General features: G+C 69.8%; 15 protein-coding genes. 13 read left to right on the top strand and 2 right to left on the bottom strand.

Features of this window, described 5'->3' with window-relative positions:
- The first annotated feature begins 47 nt into the window (after positions 1 to 47).
- From VB738_RS03665 to VB738_RS03655, 3 genes are read left to right on the top strand one after another with little or no spacing between them, the layout of a single operon-like run.
- A complete protein-coding gene (locus VB738_RS03665; RefSeq protein ID WP_323304461.1) occupies positions 48 to 920 on the top strand; it encodes a formyl transferase in 873 nt (290 codons plus the stop codon).
- Positions 917 to 1,924, top strand: a complete 1,008-nt coding sequence (locus VB738_RS03660; RefSeq protein WP_323304460.1) for a polysaccharide deacetylase family protein — start codon at positions 917 to 919, stop codon at positions 1,922 to 1,924. Before VB738_RS03665 ends, VB738_RS03660 begins: the two co-directional genes overlap by 4 nt.
- A gap of 24 nt (positions 1,925 to 1,948) precedes the next feature.
- Positions 1,949 to 2,614: a DedA family protein gene (locus VB738_RS03655; protein WP_323304459.1), complete on the top strand. Its 666-nt coding sequence runs from the start codon at positions 1,949 to 1,951 to the stop codon at positions 2,612 to 2,614.
- 21 nt (positions 2,615 to 2,635) lie between these two features.
- Here VB738_RS03655 and VB738_RS03650 read toward each other — a convergent pair whose 3' ends face one another.
- Complete coding sequence (locus VB738_RS03650) at positions 2,636 to 4,456, bottom strand: SLC13 family permease (RefSeq protein ID WP_323304458.1); 1,821 nt, start codon at positions 4,454 to 4,456, stop codon at positions 2,636 to 2,638.
- Positions 4,457 to 4,531: 75 nt separating this feature from the next.
- Positions 4,532 to 6,412: an APC family permease gene (locus VB738_RS03645; RefSeq protein ID WP_323304457.1), complete on the bottom strand. Its 1,881-nt coding sequence runs from the start codon at positions 6,410 to 6,412 to the stop codon at positions 4,532 to 4,534.
- Between the two features lie 135 nt (positions 6,413 to 6,547).
- Here VB738_RS03645 and VB738_RS03640 point away from each other — a divergent pair, with 135 nt between their 5' ends.
- From VB738_RS03640 to VB738_RS03595, 10 genes are all read left to right on the top strand, one after another.
- A complete protein-coding gene (locus tag VB738_RS03640) occupies positions 6,548 to 9,313 on the top strand; it encodes a cation-transporting P-type ATPase (RefSeq protein WP_323304456.1) in 2,766 nt (921 codons plus the stop codon).
- A gap of 143 nt (positions 9,314 to 9,456) precedes the next feature.
- Positions 9,457 to 11,331, top strand: a complete 1,875-nt coding sequence (locus VB738_RS03635; RefSeq protein WP_323304894.1) for an NAD(P)H-quinone oxidoreductase subunit F — start codon at positions 9,457 to 9,459, stop codon at positions 11,329 to 11,331.
- On the top strand, positions 11,331 to 12,827 hold the full coding sequence (locus tag VB738_RS03630) for an NADH-quinone oxidoreductase subunit M (protein ID WP_323304455.1): 1,497 nt from the start codon (positions 11,331 to 11,333) through the stop codon (positions 12,825 to 12,827). Before VB738_RS03635 ends, VB738_RS03630 begins: the two co-directional genes overlap by 1 nt.
- Positions 12,824 to 14,134 carry a CO2 hydration protein gene (locus VB738_RS03625; RefSeq protein ID WP_323304454.1) on the top strand — a complete coding sequence of 437 codons (1,311 nt, stop codon included), beginning with the start codon at positions 12,824 to 12,826 and terminating at the stop codon, positions 14,132 to 14,134. Before VB738_RS03630 ends, VB738_RS03625 begins: the two co-directional genes overlap by 4 nt.
- 9 nt (positions 14,135 to 14,143) lie before the next feature.
- Complete coding sequence (locus VB738_RS03620) at positions 14,144 to 14,545, top strand: fasciclin domain-containing protein (protein ID WP_323304453.1); 402 nt, start codon at positions 14,144 to 14,146, stop codon at positions 14,543 to 14,545.
- Positions 14,542 to 15,603 (top strand): amino acid ABC transporter substrate-binding protein, encoded by a 1,062-nt coding sequence (locus VB738_RS03615; RefSeq protein ID WP_323304452.1) that lies wholly within the window; start codon positions 14,542 to 14,544, stop codon positions 15,601 to 15,603. Before VB738_RS03620 ends, VB738_RS03615 begins: the two co-directional genes overlap by 4 nt.
- Before the next feature lie 69 nt (positions 15,604 to 15,672).
- Positions 15,673 to 16,734 (top strand): amino acid ABC transporter substrate-binding protein, encoded by a 1,062-nt coding sequence (locus VB738_RS03610; protein WP_323304451.1) that lies wholly within the window; start codon positions 15,673 to 15,675, stop codon positions 16,732 to 16,734.
- Entirely contained in the window at positions 16,734 to 17,714 is a 981-nt protein-coding gene (locus VB738_RS03605; RefSeq protein WP_323304450.1) for an ABC transporter permease subunit, read from the top strand. Before VB738_RS03610 ends, VB738_RS03605 begins: the two co-directional genes overlap by 1 nt.
- A 1-nt stretch (position 17,715) precedes the next feature.
- Entirely contained in the window at positions 17,716 to 18,927 is a 1,212-nt protein-coding gene (locus tag VB738_RS03600) for an amino acid ABC transporter permease (RefSeq protein ID WP_323304449.1), read from the top strand.
- A 50-nt stretch (positions 18,928 to 18,977) separates the two neighbouring features.
- Positions 18,978 to 19,727, top strand: a complete 750-nt coding sequence (locus tag VB738_RS03595) for an amino acid ABC transporter ATP-binding protein (RefSeq protein WP_323304448.1) — start codon at positions 18,978 to 18,980, stop codon at positions 19,725 to 19,727.
- The last annotated feature ends 13 nt before the right edge of the window (positions 19,728 to 19,740 follow it).

The raw sequence follows: 19,740 nt of genomic DNA, 5'->3' as shown, positions 1-19,740 counted from the left end.
CCGCCCCGTCCGTACCATCCGCAGATGATGCTGCGATCGGCGGATCCATGGCCGTGAGCTCCCTGCGGGTGGCCGTGCTCTGCTGCGACGGCCTCTACCAGCGCCACCTGGTGCGGCGGGCAGCCGAGGCGTTCACCCTGGTGGGCGTGGTGCTGCAGGTGTCGCCGCCGGCCAGCCGCAGCACGCTCTCCCGGCTGGCCAAGTACCGCCGGCCGATGCGGCTGCTGCGTCAGGTGATCGCCCGGGTGCTGCTGCGCCCCCACGACCGCCGCGGCGCCGCCCTGCAGCGGCAACTCTTCCACCGGGACGGGGCCCCGCCCGAACTGCCGGACGGGGTGCCGGTGCTGGTCACCTCGGCCATCAACGATCAGCGCACCGCCGATTTCCTGCGCCAGGTGGCCCCCGACATCGTGCTGGTGAACGGCACCCTGCTGCTGCGCAAGCCGGTGCTGGATCTGATCCCCGCCATCCGCCACGGCCTGATCAACCTGCACACCGGGCTGTCGCCCTATTCCCGCGGCGCCAACTGCAACCTCTACATGCTGATGGAGGGGCATCCGGAGCTGGTGGGCGTGACGGTGCACCACATCGACCCCGGCATCGACAGCGGCGACATCATCTTGTCGGCCCACGTGCCGATGGTGCCCGACGACGACGTCGAGACCATCGAGGTGCGCAGCTTCCAGGTGGGTATCGAGCTGCTGATCGAGGCGGCCCGCCGGCTCGAGGCCGGCACCGCCCCACGGGTGCCCCAGTGGGAGAAGGGCAAGCTGTTCCTGCGGCGCACCGGCTACGTCTACGAGCCCTGGCAGCGGCTGATGGCCAACCGCCGCATCGCCCGGGGCCTGGTGCGCGATTACCTGGCCGACCAGGCCCGCCACGACGGTGCCGTGCGCGTGGTGCGGGGGGAGCAGCCATGAGCCGCCTGGGACGGGCGGCCAACCGGGCGGCGGACCTTCTGTTCCTGCCGCCACTGGATCGCCTCTGGCTCCGGCGTCTGCGAGGCAAGGTGCTGTGTCTGCTGTATCACCGGGTCGACCGGCCGGGCCGGGAGCCCTTCCTCGACCGCTTCGGGGTGCCGCCGATTCCCCCCGAGGAGCTGGCCGCCGAGCTCGGCGTCCTGCAGCGCCGCGGCGCCCGCTTCCTCACCTACGCCGACCTGCGGGCCGGCCGCTTTCCCAGCGGCTCCGACTTCGGGGTGATCATCAGCTTCGATGACGGCCTGCGCTGCAACTACGAGCAGGGGATGGACGTGCTGGGGAGCCTGGGCATCCCGGCCGTGTTCTTCCAGTCCACCGCGATGGACGCCGGCGGGGAGCTGGTCTGGGAGCACGCCCTCTACTGGTATGGCGCCCATCCCACCCTGGCGCCCCGGCTGGAGGAACTGGCCCACCAGCGGCTGGATCTGCCGGCCAATCTGGGGGGGGCGGCCCTGATCGCCCGCCTGCGGGATGGCACCCCCGTGGTACAGGTGCTGGAGGTGCTGGCGGAGATGGCGGAACGCTGGGGCACGGCCGACGAACTGGCGGCGGCGGCCGGGCGCCTGTACCCCAGCGCCGCCCACCTGCGCCGGGCCCGGGAGGCCGGCCACGAGCTGGGCAGCCACGGCCACCACCACGTTCCCCGCTGCAGCATCAGCCCGGAGGGGTTCGAAGAGGAGCTGAGCCGCTCGGCCGCCGAGCTCAAGCAGGTGCTGGGGGAGGCCCCCCGGGCCTTCTCCTACCCCTTCAACAGCCATCTGCCCGGTGACGGGGAGATCTGCGGTCGCCACTACCTCCAGGTGGCCACCGTCGACGCCGCCCTGGTCACCGCCGCCACCCCGCCCCTGGATCTGCCCCGCTTCACCTGGCCGGGGCCCCATGCCAACCGGCTGCGCCGCCGCCGCTGGCTCTGCACCGGAACACTGGCCTGGCCGGGGAGATAGGGTCTGGTTTCCTTCCGCGTTGCGATGGCCTGGCCCCTGGCCGTGTTCGACGGGACCATCAGCCTCACCACGCTCCAGACGCTCCTCCAGGACTGGGGGTACTGGGTGGTCTTCGGCGCCATGCTGCTGGAGAACGCCGGCGTGCCCCTGCCCGGCGAAACGGTCACGCTGCTGGCGGGATACGCGGCCGGCAGCGGCCAGCTGCAGGTGCTCGGGGTGATGGGGGCGGCGGCCGGCGGGGCGATCCTGGGGGACAACCTCGGCTACTGGGTGGGGCGCCGGGCGGGCTGGGGGCTGCTGCTGCGGGCCGGACGGCTGCTGGGGCGGACCCCGGAGCAGATGGAGGACCTGCGGGAACGGTTCCTGCGCCATGCCGGCAAATCGGTGCTGCTGGGCCGGTTCGTGGCGGTGCTGCGGGTGCTGGCCGGCCCCATCGCCGGGGCGGTGCGCATGCCCTACCGCCGCTTCCTGCTGTTCAACATGCTGGGGGCCGTGCTCTGGGCCTCGACGATGGTGGGGCTGGCCTGGCTCGGCGGCCGCTGGATCCCCTTCGAGCAGATGGTCAAGGGCGTGGTGGAATTCGGCCTTGGCGCCCTGGTGCTGCTGGCGATCGTTCTGGTGGTGCCGAAGCTGGTGGGCCGCCTCGAGGAGAGGGCCCTGGAGAACAACGGCGAGGAACCTCCCGCCTGAAGGGATCGCTGCGGCGGCCTCCTAGAGGCCGAAGTACCGGCAGATCAGCCAGGGCACCGTCAGCGCGAGGGTCATCGACAGGGGGGCGCCGTAGCGGGCCATGTCCAGGAAGCGGTAGCGACCGGGGCCGAACACCATCAGGTTGGTCTGGTAGCCGATCGGTGTGAGGAAGCTCTGGCTGGCGGCGAAGGTGATCGCGAAGATGAAGGCCATCGGCGGCAGCGCCAGCCCCTTGGCCAGCTCCGCGGCGATCGGGAGCAGCAGCACCACCGTGGTGCCGTTGCTGAGGGCTTCGGTAAAGGCCTGGCCCAGCACGAACACCACCAGCAGCACCGCGTAGGTCGGCCAGCCCCTGAGGGCCTGCAGCAGATCCCCGGCCAGGGCCTCCGCCAGACCGGTCTTCTGCATCGCCACGCTGAAGCAGGAGAGAGAGCCCAGCAGCAGGATCACGTCCCAGCGGATCGAGCGCTGCACCTCCCCCGGCCGCAGGCAGCCGGTCGCCACCATCGCCACCATGGCCAGAAGCACCGCCGCCATCAGCGGCAGGACCTTGAACATCGGCAGCAGGATCATCAGGGCCGCGATGACCATGCCGGTCAGTTTGCGGTCCGTGGTGGGCAGGTCCTTCTCCAGTTCATCGAGCAGGACCAGGTCGTTGTTGGCCTGCATCCCCCGAATGGCGTCGAGGGGGGCCTGAAGCAGCAACACATCGCCGGCCTGCAGCACCACCCGTCCCAGCAGCTCGCGCAGCACCTGGTTGCCGCGCCGCACCGCCAGCATGGTGGCGTTGTAGCGCTGCCGGAACCGCAGGTCCCGGACGCTGGCACCGACCAGGGTGGAGCCGTTGGGCAGCAGCACCTCCACCACCCGCTGGGGGGAGTCGGTGACACCGCTGAGTTCCCGCAGATCGTCCTCCTGATCGCCCACGGGGGCGAGGGTGACGGTGTGCTCCTGCTGCAGCCGCAGCAGATTGTCCCGGTTGCAGCGCAGCAGCAACCTGTCTCCGGCCTGGAGCTGCAGATCGGCCAGGGGCGCGCTGAAGCTCTCGGCCCCTCGGTGCAGTTCCAGCACATCCACGTCGAAACGCCGCTGCAGGCGGCTGTCGTGAAGGGAGTTGCCGATCAGTTCGGAACCCTCCGGGATCAGGACATCCGTGATGTAGCCCTCCCGGGCCAGGCTCACGAGCATGTCGTCGTCACTGGAACCGCGATCGGGCAGCAGACGTTCAGAGAAGAAAAAGATGTAGGCACCGCCGATGAGCCAGACGGGGATGCCGATCGCCGTGAAACTGAACAGATCGAGGGAACCAAAACCCAGCTGCCGACTGACGTCGCTGGCCAGCAGGTTGGTGGAGGTGCCGAGCAGGGAGATCGTTCCCCCCAGGATCGTGGCGAAGGACAGCGGGAGCAGCACCTTGGAGGGGGACACCCCGCGCCGGTGGCACCAGCTCTCCAGCACCGGCAGCAGGGTCGCCACGATCGGGGTGTTGGGGATGAAGCCGGAGACCGGTGCCACCACCGCCACCATCAGACCGATCATCCGCTTCGGGCTGCGGACCGCATCGGAGCCGATCAAGGCCCGCAGCCGGTCGAGACCACCACTGCGGAACAGACCCGAGGCAACCGCGAACAGGCCCATCAGGGTGATCAGGGCGGGACTGCCGAACCCCTTGACCGCCTCCTCCGGAGTCAGCACCCCCAGGCTCACCAGGAGCGCCGCCGCCAGGAGGCCGGTCACCTCAGGAGCCAGCTTGCCGCTCACGAACAGGACAATGGCCCCGATGAACACCAGGAGCGTGATCAGACCCTGTCCGGTGGAAGCAACGGCGAGAAAGCTCTGCATGGCAACGGCCTGATGTCAGCGATCTAGCAGGTCAGGGGCGTTGCCGCTGCCCCTGACGCCTGAATGATCCCCGCTTCAGAGGTAGAACCCAACCGTCGTGACGACCCGGGTGCCGTGCTCGCGCAGGGCGCGCCGCAGGCGGATCGTCGACTGGTTGTGGAGCAGGTTCTCCCAGCGGTGCCGGGTGACGAATACCGGCAGCACCACCATGCAGAAGGCGTGGCGATCCCTGTGGTGCTCCTGCTCGAAGCGCCTGACGAACCGGGTCACCGGGTCCACCAGGGAGCGGTAAGGGGAGGGCAACACCTCCAGCGCCACGTCCGGCAGCTGGCGGCTCCACTGGGCGCGGAAGGCCTCCCCCTGGTCGCCGGCGAGATCCACATGCACGGCCACCAGGTCGCTGGCGATGCTGCGGGCGAAACACAGGGCCTCGTAGCTGCCACGGTGCAGCTGGCCCACCAGCACCACCGTGGGGGTGCCGTCGCCGGGCGGAGGGGGGGCCGGCAGCGTCAGCCGCCCGTCCGAGACGATGCGCAGGCGCCTGGCCACATGGTCGTAGTGGGTGCGGATGCGCAGGTACATCAGCACGAGCAGGGGGATCGCCAGCACCACCACCCAGGCCCCCTGGGTGAACTTGCTGATCAGCAGCACCGCTCCCACCACGGCGGTGATCGTCGCCCCCACCCCGTTGACCAGGGCCCGGCTGCGCCAGCCCCGGTCCCGCAGCTTCCACCAGTGCATCACCATCCCGGCCTGGGACAGGGTGAAGCTGATGAACACCCCCACGGCATAGAGGGGGATCAGGCGGCTGACGCTGCCTTCCACCAGCACCAGCAGCAGGCCGGCCATGGCACTGAGGGCCAGGATGCCGTTGCTGAACACCAGCCGGTCCCCGATGGAGCAGAGCTGGCGGGGCAGGAAGCCGTCCTGGGCCAGGAAGGCGGCCAGCCGCGGAAAATCGGCATAGGCCGTGTTGGCGGCGAGCAGCAGGATCAGCAGCGTCGCGAACTGCAGCACGAACAGCAGCGGCCCATCTCCGAAGATCCGCTCCCCCAGCTGATAGAGGAGCGTGGGGCCGTTGTCCTCCACCACCAGGCCGCTCTGGCTGGCCAGGGCGCTGATGCCGCTGAACATCACGGCCAGCAACAGCACCATCACCACCAGCACCCGGCGGGCGTTGCGCCACTCGGTCGGCCGGAAGGCGGCGACACTGTCGCTGATCGCCTCGATGCCGGTGAGGGCGGCGCAACCGGAGCTGAAGGCCCGCATCAGCAGCAGGGGGCCGATGGCCTGCAGCCCCTGGCTGCCCTGGTGGGCGGCCTCAAGGAGCCGCTGCTGCTCCCCTATCGGCAGGGGGGGGAGCTGGCCCAGCCCGGTCTTGATCGCCCCGGCCACCAGCAGGGTGACGACCGCGCCCATGAAGAGGTAGGTGGGCACGCTCAGGAACCGGGCGCTGGAGCTCACGCCGCGCAGGTTGGCGAGCATCACCGCCAGCACCGCCAGCAGGCAGAGGGGCACCCGCTCGGTTTCCAGCACCGGGACATAGGAGGTGAGGGCGGCGATGCCGGCGGCCACGCTCACCGCCACGGTGAGCACGTAGTCGATCGAGAGCGAGGCCCCGGCCACCAGGCCCGCCGTCTGCCCGAGGTTCTGCTGGGAGACCCGGTAGGAGCCGCCCCCGTGGGGGTAGGCCTTGATCGTCTGCCGGTAGCTGCTGGCCACCACCAGCATCAGACCCACGATCAGGGCCGTGATCGGCAGGGTGTAGCCGAGGGCCGCCGCGCCGCCCATCCCCAGCACCAGCACGATCTCCTGGGTCGCATAGGCCACCGAGGAAAGGGCGTCGGAGCTGAGAATCGCCAGGGCCTCGGCGTTGCTGTAGCGCTCCGCGTGGTGAGCGCTGGTGGGCAGGGGAGTGCCGATGAGCCGGCGCCGCAGGTTGTCGAGGCCGGCCATGCGTCGTCGACTCGTCCGTGGGATGCCCTAAGACGCTAGGGGCCATGGGCCAGCCGCGACTCCGCCAGGGGTGCGGGGCGAACCGGACCCTCGAAAGCCCATGCCTAAGGTTTGGGCCACCTGTGATCCGCCGCGTTGACCGCTCCCGCCACCGCGAGCCTGTGGCACACCCTGGCCCCAGAGGCGTGCCTGCAGGCCCTCGAGGCCAGCACTGACGGTCTGAGCACGGCCCAGTGCGCCGAACGGCTGGCCCGCATGGGGCCCAACCGACTGGAGCTCAAGGCCGGACGCAGCCATCTGCGCATCCTCTGGGACCAGTTCAGCAACGTGATGCTGATCATGCTGCTGGCGGTGGCGGCGGTCTCGGCCGGTGTGGCCTTCGCCGCCCAGCGGTTCCCCAAGGATGCGATCGCCATCGTGCTGATCGTGGGCCTCAACGCCCTGCTGGGCTATCTGCAGGAAAGCCGCGCCCAGCAGGCCCTGCAGGCCCTGCGCAACATGGCCCAGCCCCTGGTGACCGTGCGCCGTGACGGCATCTGGGAGCGTCTGCCGAGCGAGCAGCTGGTCCCCGGGGACTTGATCCGGGTGGAGGCGGGCGATCGGGTGCCCGCCGATGCCCGCCTGCTGGAGGTGGCTGAACTGGGCCTGCGGGAGGCGGCCCTCACCGGCGAGGCCGAAGCGGTGAACAAGCTGGCCGTGGTGGTGCTCGAACCCACGACCCCGGTCCTGGAACGCCAGAACTGCCTGTTCCAGGGCACCGAGGTGGTGCGCGGCCGCGGTCTGGCGGTGGTCACCGCCACGGGCATGCAGACCGAACTGGGCAAGATCGCCCAGATGATCAACACCGCGGGTGGCGAGACCACACCGCTGCAGCAACGGCTTGATCGCCTGGCCAACGTGCTGGTGGTCTCCGCCCTGGCCCTGGTGGCCGTGGTGGTGCTGCTGGGCTGGCTGCTGGGGCAGCGCCTGCTCGACCTGCTGGAGGTGGCCCTGTCGATGGCGGTGGCGATCGTGCCGGAGGGTCTGCCGGCGGTGATCACCGTGACCCTGGCGATCGGCACCCAGCGGATGGTGCAACGCGCCGCCCTGATCCGCCGCCTGCCGGCGGTGGAGGCCCTGGGCTCGGTGACGGTCATCTGCACCGACAAGACCGGCACCCTCACCCTCAACCGCCAGGTGGTGCAGGAGCTGCGCAGTGGCACCACGGCCCTGGCGGTCAGCGGCAACGGCTACGACCCCCACGGCGACTTCCACGCCACCGACCTGGCCCCGCCCCCCGGCGCCACCGCCGGTCTGGCCCCGGGGGGCCGGGCGCTGCTGCTGCAGGCCGGGGTGCTGTGCAGCGATGCCGAGCTCAAGCAGGAGCCGGACGGCCGCTGGGAGATCCTCGGGGATCCCACCGAAGGAGCCCTGGTGGTGGCCGCCGCCAAGGCCGACCTCGATGGCTTCGCCCTGCGCAGCCACTACAGGCGGGAAGCAGAGATCCCCTTCAGCTCCGAACGCCAGCTGATGGCCGTCTGGGTGCAGGACCGCGAGGGAAGCCTGCAGGCCCCCCTCGGGGCCAGTGCCTCCGGATCGGCCACCCTGATGATCAGCAAGGGGGCCCCCGAGGTGATCCTCGGCACCTGTGACCGCTGGCTGGACGGTTCCGGCGTGGCGGCCCTCACCAACGGGCAGCACCAGTGGTGGCTGGAGCAGGCCCGCGAGCTGGCCGCTTCAGGCCTGCGGGTGCTCGCCTTCGCCTGCGCCCCCCACCACCCCAGCCCTGAGCACGAACTGGAGCACCAGGTGCTGCTGGGGCTGATGGCCCAGCTGGATCCCGCCCGCCCCGAAGTGGCCCTGGCCGTTTCCCGCTGCCGGGAGGCCGGGATCCGGCCGGTGATGATCACCGGCGACCATCCCCTCACCGCCCGGGCGATCGGTGTCACCATCGGACTGGTGGACACCGGTGCCGAGGTGGTGCTCGGCCGCCAGCTGGAGGAGGCCGATGCCGGTGCGCTGGCCGCGATCGTCGGCCGGTGCAACATCTACGCCCGGGTGGCACCGGAGCAGAAGCTGCGCATCGTCAAGGCCCTCCAGGGCCTGGGGCAGATCGTCGCCATGACCGGCGATGGCGTCAACGACGCCCCGGCCCTGAAGCAGGCCCACATCGGCGTGGCCATGGGCATCACCGGCACCGAGGTGAGCAAAGAGGCTGCCGACATGGTGCTGCTCGATGACAACTTCGCCACGATCGTCAACGCGGTGGAGCAGGGCCGGCTCGTCTATGCCAACATCCGCCGCTTCATCAAGTACATCCTCGGCAGCAATGTGGGCGAGTTGATCACGATCGGCTCCGCCCCCCTGCTCGGGCTGATGGGGGTGCCGATGACCCCCCTCCAGATCCTCTGGATGAACCTGGTCACCGATGGTGTTCCCGCCCTGGCCCTGGCCCTCGAGCCCGGCGAGGCCGGCCTCATGCAGCGCCCGCCCGCCGAACCCGGCGAATCGATCTTCGCCCGGGGGATCGGCAGCTACATCCTGCGCGTCGGCGTGGTGTTCGCCGCCATCACGATCACGATGATGCTCTACGCCTCCCGCAGTGGCGGCCCCTGGAAGACGATGGTCTTCACGATGCTCTGCCTGGCCCAGATGGGGCATGCCCTGGCCGCCAGAAGCGACCGCCCCCTGGTGCAGGTGGCGCCGTTCAGCAACCCCTGGCTGCTGGGGGCGGTGGTGTTCACCACCCTGCTGCAGTTGTCGCTGCTCTACGTGCCGGTGCTGGCCACATTCTTCGGCACCGTGCCCCTCTCGGCCCGCGACCTCGGCATTTGCGTGGGCTTCAGTCTGCTGTTCTTCCTCTACCTGGAACTGGAGAAGGTGTGGCGGCTGTGGCGCCGCCGGCGCAGTGCCGACGCCTGATCCCCGGACAGCCCCGGCCGACTGATAACGAGCGCTTGGAGAACCCATAGGGCTTTCCTTCCTGGAGGGGCCACCGCCGAGCGCCGGGGATCTTAGTGTTCGCCACCACGCGGGCCATTTCCGGTCCCGACCGTTCTCCCGCCATGACCCTGTTCTTCGCCCAGACGGCCTGGCTGGTCCCCCTTTACCCCTTGGTGGCGGCCCTGGCGTCCCTGGCCTGGTCGCCCGGATTCATCTGGAAGACGGGACCTAGACCCTGCGGCTATCTCAACCTGACCATGGTCAGCGTGGCCTTCGCCCACAGCCTGCTGGCCCTGCTGGCGGCGAATGCCCATCCCGAGGCCCTGCCCCTGCAGTTCGGCTGGACCTGGCTGCACACCGCCGGCCTTTCGATCGGCTTCGACGGCTCGATCACCCAACCGGCCCTGGTCGCCACCCTGCTCGTCACCGGGGTGCACGTGCTCGCCCAGATCTTCGCCATCGGTTATCTGGAGATGGACTGGGGCTGGCCCCGCTTCTTCGGATCCCTGAGCTTCTTCGAGGCCGGTCTGTGTGCCCTGCTGCTCACCGATTCGCTGTTTTTCAGCTATGTGATCCTCGAGCTTCTCACGCTTGGCACCTATCTCATCGTCGGCACCTGGTACAACCAGTCGCTGGTGGTGAAGGGGGCGCGGGACGCCTTCCTCACCAAGCGCATCGGTGACCTCATCCTCCTGGCCGGGTTGGTGGCGATCCTGCCGGTCACCGGCACCTGGAACTTCGGCTCCCTGGCCGCCTGGGCAGCCGCCCAGGTCCCGGGCAGCCTGCCCCTGAGCCAGCAGCTGATCCTTCTGGCACTGGTGGCAGGGCCCATGGGAAAATGCGCCCAGATTCCCCTGCACCTCTGGCTCGACGAGGCGATGGAGGGGCCCCTTCCCTCCACGGTGCTGCGCAACTCGGTGGTGGTGGCCGGCGGCGCCTGGGTGCTGCTGCGGCTCCAGCCCATGCTCGCCCTCAGCCCCCTGGTGACCACGGTGCTGGTGGTGGTGGGCGGCACCACCGCCCTGGTGGGGGCGCTGATCGCCCTGGCCCAGATCGACATCAAGCGGGCCCTGTCCTTCCTGGCCAGCAGCTGGATGGGGCTGCTGTTTCTTGCCGTGGGCCTGGGCGATCCCGGGGTGGCCGGCCACCTGCTGCTGGTCTACCCGCTGCCGATGGCTCTGGTGCTGATGGCGGTCGGCACGGTGATCGTCAGCAACGTCACCCAGGACCTCACCCAGCTCGGTGGACTGTGGAGCCGCCGCCCGCTGGTGGGGCTGGCCTTTCTCACCGGCGCCGGCGGCCTGATGGCCCTGCCCCCCTTCGGTGGCTTCGCCGCCATCCGTGAGCTGCTCGAGCTGTGCACCTCCAGTGCCCAGCCGGCCCTGCTGGGGGGGTTCGTGCTGCTCACCAATGTCCTGATCGCCGCCGGCCTGGTGCGGGTGTTCGGCCTGATCTGGGGCGGGCGCCCCAGTGCGTTCACGGCCCGCTCCGCCGAGGTGCTCTGGCTGATGGTCCTGCCCACCCTTGTGCTGATGGGGGTGGTGCTGCACCTGCCGATCCTGCTGGCCCGCTTCGGGGTGTTCGCCGCCACGCCTCTGCTCGGCTGGGGCCCCCAGGCGGTGCCGCTGCTGCTCTCCACCCTGCTCGGGGGAGGGGTGTCGGCGGTGTTCTACCTGCGGCCCCACCCCCTGGCCCAGCTGCCCTCCGGCCTCGGCGGCCTGCAGCACTGGCTGGCCCACGACATGAACACCGAGAGCTTCTACCAGCGGTCCGTGGTGGCTTTGGTGGTCGGCCTGGCCCGCCTGAGCTCCTGGACCGATCGTCAGGTGGTGGATGGCTTCACGGGTGCCACCGGTGAGGCGGCGATCCAGAGCGCCCGCCGCCTCAGCTTCACCACCTCGGGGCGCACCCAGACCTATGCCCTGACGCTGCTGATCGGGGTGGTGCTGATGGCCGCCTGGCTCCTGACGATCGTGCCTTCCTCCCTGCTGCGCTGATGGCCCTCCTTCTGCTACTGCTGCTGCCGGCCCTCGGGGCCGTGCTCCTGCCCCTGCTTCCGGAACACCAGGGGCTGCTGCGCCGGGTCAGCCTGGCGACGGTCCTGCTCCAGTTCGTCATCGGCCTCACCCAGCTGGGCCAGGGCCCCAGCGAGCTGCACCAGGTGTGGCTGCCCCGGATCGGTCTCTCCCTCGACCTCGGGCTTGATGGCCTGTCGGCGCCGCTGGCGGTGCTGATCGCCCTGATCGTCCTGGTCACCGTTCTGGCCACCCCCGCCGACCAGGCCCGGCCACGGCTGTTCCTCAGCCTGCTGCTGGCCACCGATCTTGGCCTCACCGGTGCGGTGCTCGCCCGCAACGCCCTGCTGTTCCTGCTGGCCTATGAGCTGGTGCTGATCCCCACCACCCTGTTGCTGGCCGTCTGGGGAGGTCCGCGTCGTGCCCAGGCGGCCATCCAGTACGTCATGTACGGCGCCGTTTCGGGGCTCACCCTGCTGGGGGGCGTGCTGGCCCTCGGCTGGCTGAACGGTGACGGCTTCAGCTTCGCCTTCTCCGACCTGGCCGCCATGCAGCTGCCCGCAGGCTCCAGCCACTGGATCTTTGCCCTGCTGGTGCTGTCCTTCGGCCTGAAGCTGCCGGTGGTGCCCCTGCACGGCTGGCAGCCGCTGGCCTACGGCCAGGCCTCCAGTCCGGTGGCGATGCTGCTCAGCGGCGGGGTCTCGATCCTGGGCGGCTACGGCCTGCTGCGCTTCGCCGTCGGCTTCCTGCCGGAGGAATGGATCCTCTGGTCGCCGTGGATCGCCGGGGTGGGGGCCCTCACCGCCGCCTACGGCGCCCTCAACGCCATCGTCCAGAGCGACATCCGTCGCCTGGTGGCCTACGGCTCCCTGGGCCACATGGGCCTGCTGGTGGTGGCCCTGGCCGCCGCCACTCCCCTGAGCCTGCAGGGGGTGGTGGCCCAGCTGCTGGCCCACGGCCTGATCTCGGCCCTGCTGTTCCATCTGGTGGGGCTGATCGAAGCCAAGACCGGCTCGATCCAGATCCCCGAACTGGCGGGCCTGCTCAACCCCTACCGGGGACTGCCCTTCACCCTCGGCCTGTTCCTGCTGGCCCTGATGGCCAGCGCCGGCATCCCCGGCCTGGCGGGCTTCGTGCCGGAGTTCCTGATGTTCGAGGCCAGCTGGACCCCCTTCCCGGTGCCCACCCTGCTGTGCCTGATCGCTTCGGGGTTCACGGCCGTCTACGCGGTGCGGCTGTTCAACAGGGTCGGCTTCGGCCGCCTCGACAACGACCGCGTCGACTACCCCTCCACGGGCTGGAGCGAACGCTTCCCGGCCATCCTGCTGGCCGCCCTGGTGGTGGTGGGGGGACTCTGGCCAGGCCTGCTGGTGGGCTGGAGCGAGTCCACCACCACGGCCCTGGCCCTGCGCCGTGAACCCTTCTCCGCCCTCGTGGCCATCGCCCCCTCCGCGTCCCCCCGCCAGCTCCCCTCATGACGCCCCCCACCGCCACCGCTCCAGAGACCCAGCGTCAGCCCCTGATCCCCCCCTCCACCCATCGCTACGCGGAGGTGATCCACCGGCTCGAGGCGGGCGGTTCGATGCTGCCGGACACGCCCGAGAACCTGATGCAGATCATCGGCATCTACAAGGCCTATGCCGTGCCGATGGACTTCTACTGGCGCGACCTGCTCTACATCGCCGAACAGGTGTTCCTCGATCCCCTGCCGGCCTTCAAGTACTTCCCCACCCAGGAGTACCTCGATCGGCCCAACGCCTACGCGGGTGAGCAGTCGAAGCTGCGCATCTGGCGCGGCGGTGAGAAGGCCCACCCGGAACTGCTGGAGTTCATGGCCAAGGGGGAAACCACCCGCATGCCGAAGCTGCTCCATCACCTCTGGCACGACCGGATCAACATGGAGTTCGCCGAGGCCTGCATGGAGGCCATGTTCTGGCACCAGGGCATGGGCGGCCGCTTCTACGACTACCTGGAATGCGACGCCTACAAAGCCAATGCCGACAAGGCGATCAAGGCCTACTTCAGGGGCAACCCCCTGATGCTGGGGCTCTACGCCCTGTTCCCGGAGATGTTCCTTGAGCAGGTGCGCAAGATGAGCTACTACGCCAACCTCGGCCTGTTCTGGGAGGTGATGGCACCGGTGTTCTTCGAGATGAGCGACATCTACGACGAAGGCGGCTTCAAGGGCGTGCCCGACGCCATGGACTTCCTGGTGAACGGCATCTTCGCCGTGGCCGGCCGACCGATCTACCACCATGTGTTCATCGGCGGGGAATGCTTCGAGATCATTCCCAAATCGGAAGGCTTCACCTGGCTGTACGAGGCGGCCCTTCCCTATGTGGAGGCCGTCTTCTACCGCACGGCGCCCTTCCGTGGCACCAAGAGCTACAACGCCCAGGCCGGCCAGGTGCCGGCGGTGCAAGCCGACTTCCACTACGGCATCCTCTATGCCGATGTCTTCCCAGTGGGTTCCGCAGGCATTCCGCCCACCCTGCTGATGCAGGACATGCTCCATTTCCTGCCGCCCTATCTCACCGAGCTCTACGCGAAGCACAAACGGGGCGAGGGCGACATCCTCAACCAGCTCGGCATCACCTTCCAGCGCTCCATGTACAACGTCACCTCGGCGGTGATCCAGGCGCTGCGGTGCGCCCTGCTCTATCCCCTCGATGACACCGACCCGGAGCACCTGATGGCCAACCGGCGCTTCTTCGAGGCCCAGATGGACCGCTTCCTGCGGCCCGAGGCGCGCCTGCCCCAGATCCAGACCCAGGATTACCGCTAGGAGACTCCCATGGCCAACATCATCGAAACCGCCAAGGGAGCCGGGCTCTTCGGCACCCTGCTCACCGCCGTCGAGGTGGCCGGTCTCACCGCCGCCCTGGAGAGCCCCGGGCCCTTCACCGTCTTCGCCCCCGTCGACGATGCCTTCGCCGCCCTGCCGCCGGGCTGCGTACAGACGCTGGTGGACAACCCGCCGCAGCTGGCCCGCATCCTCAAGTTCCATGTTCTGAGTGGCGCCCATCCCCGCAGCACCCTGGTGGAGCGGCCGGAGTGGGAGAGCCTGGAGGGGGCGCCGGTGGCGATCCGCCGGGCGGAGCCCTTCGAGGTCAAGAACGCCACCGTCGTCTCCGCCGATATCGTCTGCGACAACGGCATCGTGCACGTGATCGACCGGGTGATCCTGCCCGGATGACCAAAGCTGGGCTGCTGCTGCTGGCGATCCTCGGCGGCCTGGTCGCCGGCCTGCTGGGCTGCGCCGCGGGCAATGAGGCGCCCGGCAGCCCGACCATGGCCAAGATCCGCGAACGGGGACGGCTGGTCTGCGCCGTCGACGGCGCGGTGCCGGGGTTCAGCACCGTGGGCCCCGGCGGAGCCTTCGTCGGCATCGACGCCGACTTCTGCCGGGCGGTGGCCGCGGCGGTGCTCGGGGATCCCCGCAAAGTGGATTTCCGGCCGGTGACGGCCGGCGAGCGCTTCGTGGCCCTCAGCAGCGGCGAGGTGGACCTGATCTCGATCAGCTCCACCCACACCCTCAGCCGCGACGCCGTGGGCGGCAACGCCCTCAGCTTCGGGCCTGTCTTCTTCTATGACGGCCAGGGGGTGATGGTGCCCAAGGCCAGCGGCGTCCGCAGCCTGCGGCAGCTGGCCGGCAAGCCGATCTGCGTCGAGAGCGGCACCAACACCGAGCTCAATCTGGCCGATCGCATGCGGGAGATGGGGGTCGCCTACCAGCCGCTGCGCTTCCAGTCGGGCGAGCAGGCCTACCCGGCCTATGAGCAGGGCCGCTGCGCCGCCATCACCAGCGACAGCTCCCTGCTGGCGGCGAAGCGCAGCGGCTTCAAGGAGCCGGCGGCCCACGTGCTGCTCCCCGAGCTGCTCAGCAAGGAACCCAGCGCCAAGGTGACGATCCAGGCGGATCCGGCCTGGGCCGATGCGGTGCGCTGGGTCACCCACACCCTGGTCCAGGCGGAGGAGAGCGGCCTCACCCAGGCCAACGTCGAGGCCCGGCTCGCCGCGGCCCGGCGGGACCCCAGCCAGGCCGAAGCGCGCCGCTTTCTGGGGATCGAGGGGGATTTCGGGCGCCAGCTGGGCCTGCCTGCCGACTTCACGGTGCGGGTCGTGAAGGCCGTGGGCCACTACGGCGAGCTGTTCGAGCGCCACCTGGGCCGCGCCACCCCCCTCGGCCTGGAGCGCGGCCTCAACCGCCTCTGGAGCAGCGGCGGGCTGCACATCGCGCCCCCCTTCCGCTGAGGAGGTTCCGCAGGGCCTACCTGCACCGGCCCGCACCTGCAACAATGCGGCCACCTTAAGAAAGCAAGCATGTTCTGGAACCGGACCCGCACCCTTGGGGCCTCCCTGCTGGCAGCCGGCCTGCTCGCCGGTTGCGCCGGGGAAGACGGCGGCGTGCAGAGCCAGAAGCTCTCCACGATCACGGGGCGGGGCAAGCTGATCTGCGGGGTGGAGGGCAAGCTGCCCGGCTTCAGCTTCGTGGGCCCCGACGGCAAGTACCTGGGCCTGGATGTGGACGTCTGCAAGGCGGTGGCCGCCGCCGTGCTGGGGGATCCCGAGAAGGTGGAGTACCGCGACCTGAACTCCAGCGAGCGCTTCGCCGCCCTGGCCAGCGGCGAGGTGGACCTGCTGTCGCGCAACACCACCATGACCCTGAGCCGTGACGCGGCCGGCGGCAATGGCCTCAGCTTCGCCCCCACCACCTTCTATGACGGCCAGGGGGTGCTGGTGCCGGTGGCCAGCGGCATCAAGGACCTCAAGGGCCTGGCCGGCAAGCCGATCTGCGTCGAGAGCGGCACCACCACCGAGCTCAACCTGGCCGACCGGATGCGGGAGCAGAACATCCCCTACACCCCCCTGAAGTTCCAGACCAGCGACCAGACCTTCGCCGCCTACCTGGGTGATCGCTGCGTGGCCGTCACCAGCGACCGCTCCCAGCTGGCGGGCAAGCGCACCAGCTTCCCCAAACCGGACGATCACACCCTGCTGCCGGTGGTGATGAGCAAGGAGCCCCTCTCCCCCGCCACCGTCAACGGCGACCCCGCCTGGGCCGATGCGGTGCGCTGGATCGTGTTCGGCCTGATGCAGGCCGAGGAGAGCGGCATCACCCAGGCGAATGTGGACGCCAAGCTGGCCGAGGCCAAGGCCAACACCAACCAGGCCGACCTGCGCCGCTTCCTGGGGGTGGAGGGTGACTTCGGCAAGCAGCTGGGCCTGCCTCCCGACTTCGTCGTCAAGGCGGTGAAGGCCGTGGGCAACTACGGCGAGATCTTCGATCGCAACGTCGGGCCCGCCTCCGCCCTCAAGCTCGACCGCGGGCTCAACCGCCAGTGGAAGGACGGCGGCCTGATCTACTCGCCGCCCTTCCGTTGATGGCGCCGCTGCCGCCCTGGTGGCGTGACCGCCGCGTCGTTCCCTGGCTGGTTCAGGCCGTGGTGGGCCTGCTGGTGCTGCTGCTGATGGCCTTCCTGCTGGGCAATCTGGTCCGCAACCTCACCGCCGCCGGGCTGCTGCTGAGCTGGCGCTGGCTGCAGCAGCCCGCCGGCTTCGACATCTCGGAATCGGTGATTCCCTTCAATGCCCAGCTGCCCTACTGGCGCGCCCTGGCGGCCGGGCTGGTGAACACGATCCGGGCGGTGCTGGTGGGTCTGGTGGGAGCCACCCTGCTGGGCACCATGGTGGGGATGGCTTCCTTCAGCCATAACGGCCTGCTGCGACGCCTGGCGCGGGTGTACGTGGAGGTGGTGCGCAACATCCCCCTGCTGCTGCAGCTGGTGTTCTGGTATTTCGTGGTGTTCCTCACCCTGCCGAACGGCGTGGCGGCGATCCAGCTGCCTGGGGTGGTGCTGGCCAAATCGGGCCTCTACATCGCCGGGCTGGGCGAGGGGCTGCGCTGGATGGGACCCACCCTCGTCAACGGCGTCTGGCAGGCGCCGGTGCGCCTGAGCGTCGAGTTCGGCGCCCTGCTCACCGGCCTGATCGTCTACTCGGGGGCCTTCATCGCCGAGGTGGTGCGGGGCGGCATCGCTGCCGTTCCCAAGGGACAGTGGGAGGCGGCCTCCTCCCTGGGGCTGAGCTGGTTCGCCACCCTGCGCCGCATCGTCCTGCCCCAGTCCCTGCGGGTGATCGTGCCGGGGCTCAACACCCAGTACATCTCCCTGGCCAAGAACTCCTCCCTGGCGGTGGCGGTGGGCTACACCGACCTCTATTCCGTGGCCGAAACCACCCTCAACCAGACCGGCCGAGCCGTGGAGGTGATCCTGGTACTCCTGGCGGCCTACCTCACCCTTGATCTGCTGATCTCGGCCCTGATGAACGGTCTCAACCACCTGGTCCAGATCCGGGAGCGCTGAGATGAACGCCCCGCTGCGCCGCCTGCGCTCCGAACTGTTCGCCACCCCCGCCGATGCGGCGCTGAGCGTGGCCCTGATCACCCTGCTCAGCCTGGGGGCCTTCGGCTTCCTGCGCTGGGCCCTCACCCAGGCCCAGTGGGCGGTGGTGAGGGTGAACAGCACCCTGTTCGCCGTGGGGCGCTACCCGCTGGAGCAGCAGTGGCGCCTCTGGCTGCTAACCGCCCTGCTGGTGGCAGCCAGCGGCGCCACCTGGGGCCTGCTGCGCGCCCACCCCCGGCCGGACCGCACCGGGGTGCTGTGGCCGCGCAACGACCGGCTGGCCTTGCTGCTGCTCGCCCTGATCGCCCTGGCCGTGCCCGCGGCCCTTGGCCTGACCCTCGCCATCCAGGCCCGCTGGTGGGGGCTCATCCTGCTGCTGGGCCTCTGCCGCTGGCTCGCCGGCCGCTTCGGGACCCGGCTGTCGCCCGTCGGCCGCCGGCTGGCCGCCCTGGTGTGGCCGGTGATCTACCTGGTGGGCATGGTGCTGATCAGCGGCGGGCTGGGACTGGTGACCGTCTCCCCGTCGGAGTGGGGCGGGCTGACGCTCACCCTGCTGGCCTCGAGCTTCGCGATCCTGCTGTGTTTCCCGATCGGTGTGCTGCTCGCCCTCGGTCGCCGCAGCGACCTGCCCCTGTTGCGCTGGGGTTCGGTGCTCTACATCGAGTTCATCCGCGGCGCGCCGTTGATCACCCTGCTGTTCCTGGGCCAGAACATCCTCGGTTTCCTGCTGCCCGGCGGCCTGGCACCGGATCGGGTCTGGCGGGCGGCCTGGGTGCTCACGTTCTTCGCCGCCGCCTACCTGGCGGAGGCGGTGCGCTCCGGTCTGGCGGCCGTGCCCCGGGGCCAGTTGGAGGCCGCCCGCTCCCTCGGCCTCTCCTATCCGAAGGCCCTGCAGCACGTGGTGCTGCCCCAGGCCCTGCGGGTGGCCCTGCCGGCGATGGTGGGCCAGTTCATCTCGCTCCTCCAGGACACCACCCTGCTGTCGCTGATCGGACTGCTGGAACTGCTCGGCACGGCCCGCACCGTGATGGCCAACCCGGCTTTCCTGGGCCGCAACGGTGAGGTGTATCTCACCCTGGCCGTGCTGTTCTGGGGCTGCTGTGCCGCCCTCGGACTGGGCAGCCGGGCCCTGGAGCGCCGGCTTGATCCCCACGCCGTGCCCTCCGCCACCTGATTCGCGTTCCCCTTTCCCTCCTCGCCCGCTCCGCTCCCACGCCCCGCCCCATGAGCCAACCCAGCAGCGAACTGATGATCGAGGCGCGGGCCGTCGAGAAGTGGTATCCGAACGGATTCCAGGCGTTGCGCGGGGCCAGCCTGACCGTGCGGCGCGGCGAGGTGGTGGTGATCATGGGCCCCTCGGGCTCGGGCAAGAGCACCTTCATCCGCACCTTCAATGCCCTGGAGGATTTCCAGAAGGGCAGCATCACCGTCGACGGCATCGCCCTCTCCAACGACCTGCGCAACATCGACGCCGTGCGCCGGGAGGTGGGGATGGTGTTCCAGCAGTTCAACCTCTTCCCCCACCTCTCGGTGCTCGACAACCTCACCCTGGCCCCGGTGCTCGTCCGCAAGCGCCCCAAGGCCGAGGTGGAGCAGCAGGCCTGGGCCCTGCTGGAGCGGGTGGGCATCGCCGAACAGGCGGGCAAGTACCCGGGCCAGCTCTCGGGGGGTCAGCAGCAACGGGTGGCGATCGCCCGGGCCCTCTGCATGGAGCCCCGCATCCTCCTGTTCGATGAACCCACCAGCGCCCTCGACCCGGAGATGGTGCGGGAGGTGCTGGAGGTGATGCAGGACCTCGCCGCCGACGACATCACCATGGTGGTGGTGACCCATGAGGTGAAGTTCGCCCGCCACGTGGCCCACCGGGTGGTGCTGATGGCCGACGGCGAGGTGGTGGAGGAGGCCGAGCCGGAGGTGTTCTTCACCAACCCCAGCCACGAGCGCACCCGCCGTTTCCTGGATCAGATTCTCTGACGGGGAGTGCGTG

It is taken from the genome of Cyanobium gracile UHCC 0139 (assembly GCF_034931325.1).
Taxonomy (GTDB): Bacteria; Cyanobacteriota; Cyanobacteriia; order PCC-6307; family Cyanobiaceae; genus Cyanobium; species Cyanobium gracile_B.
Note: the sequence above shows the minus strand (reverse complement) of the source record. Positions and strands in the feature narration are given on the sequence as shown.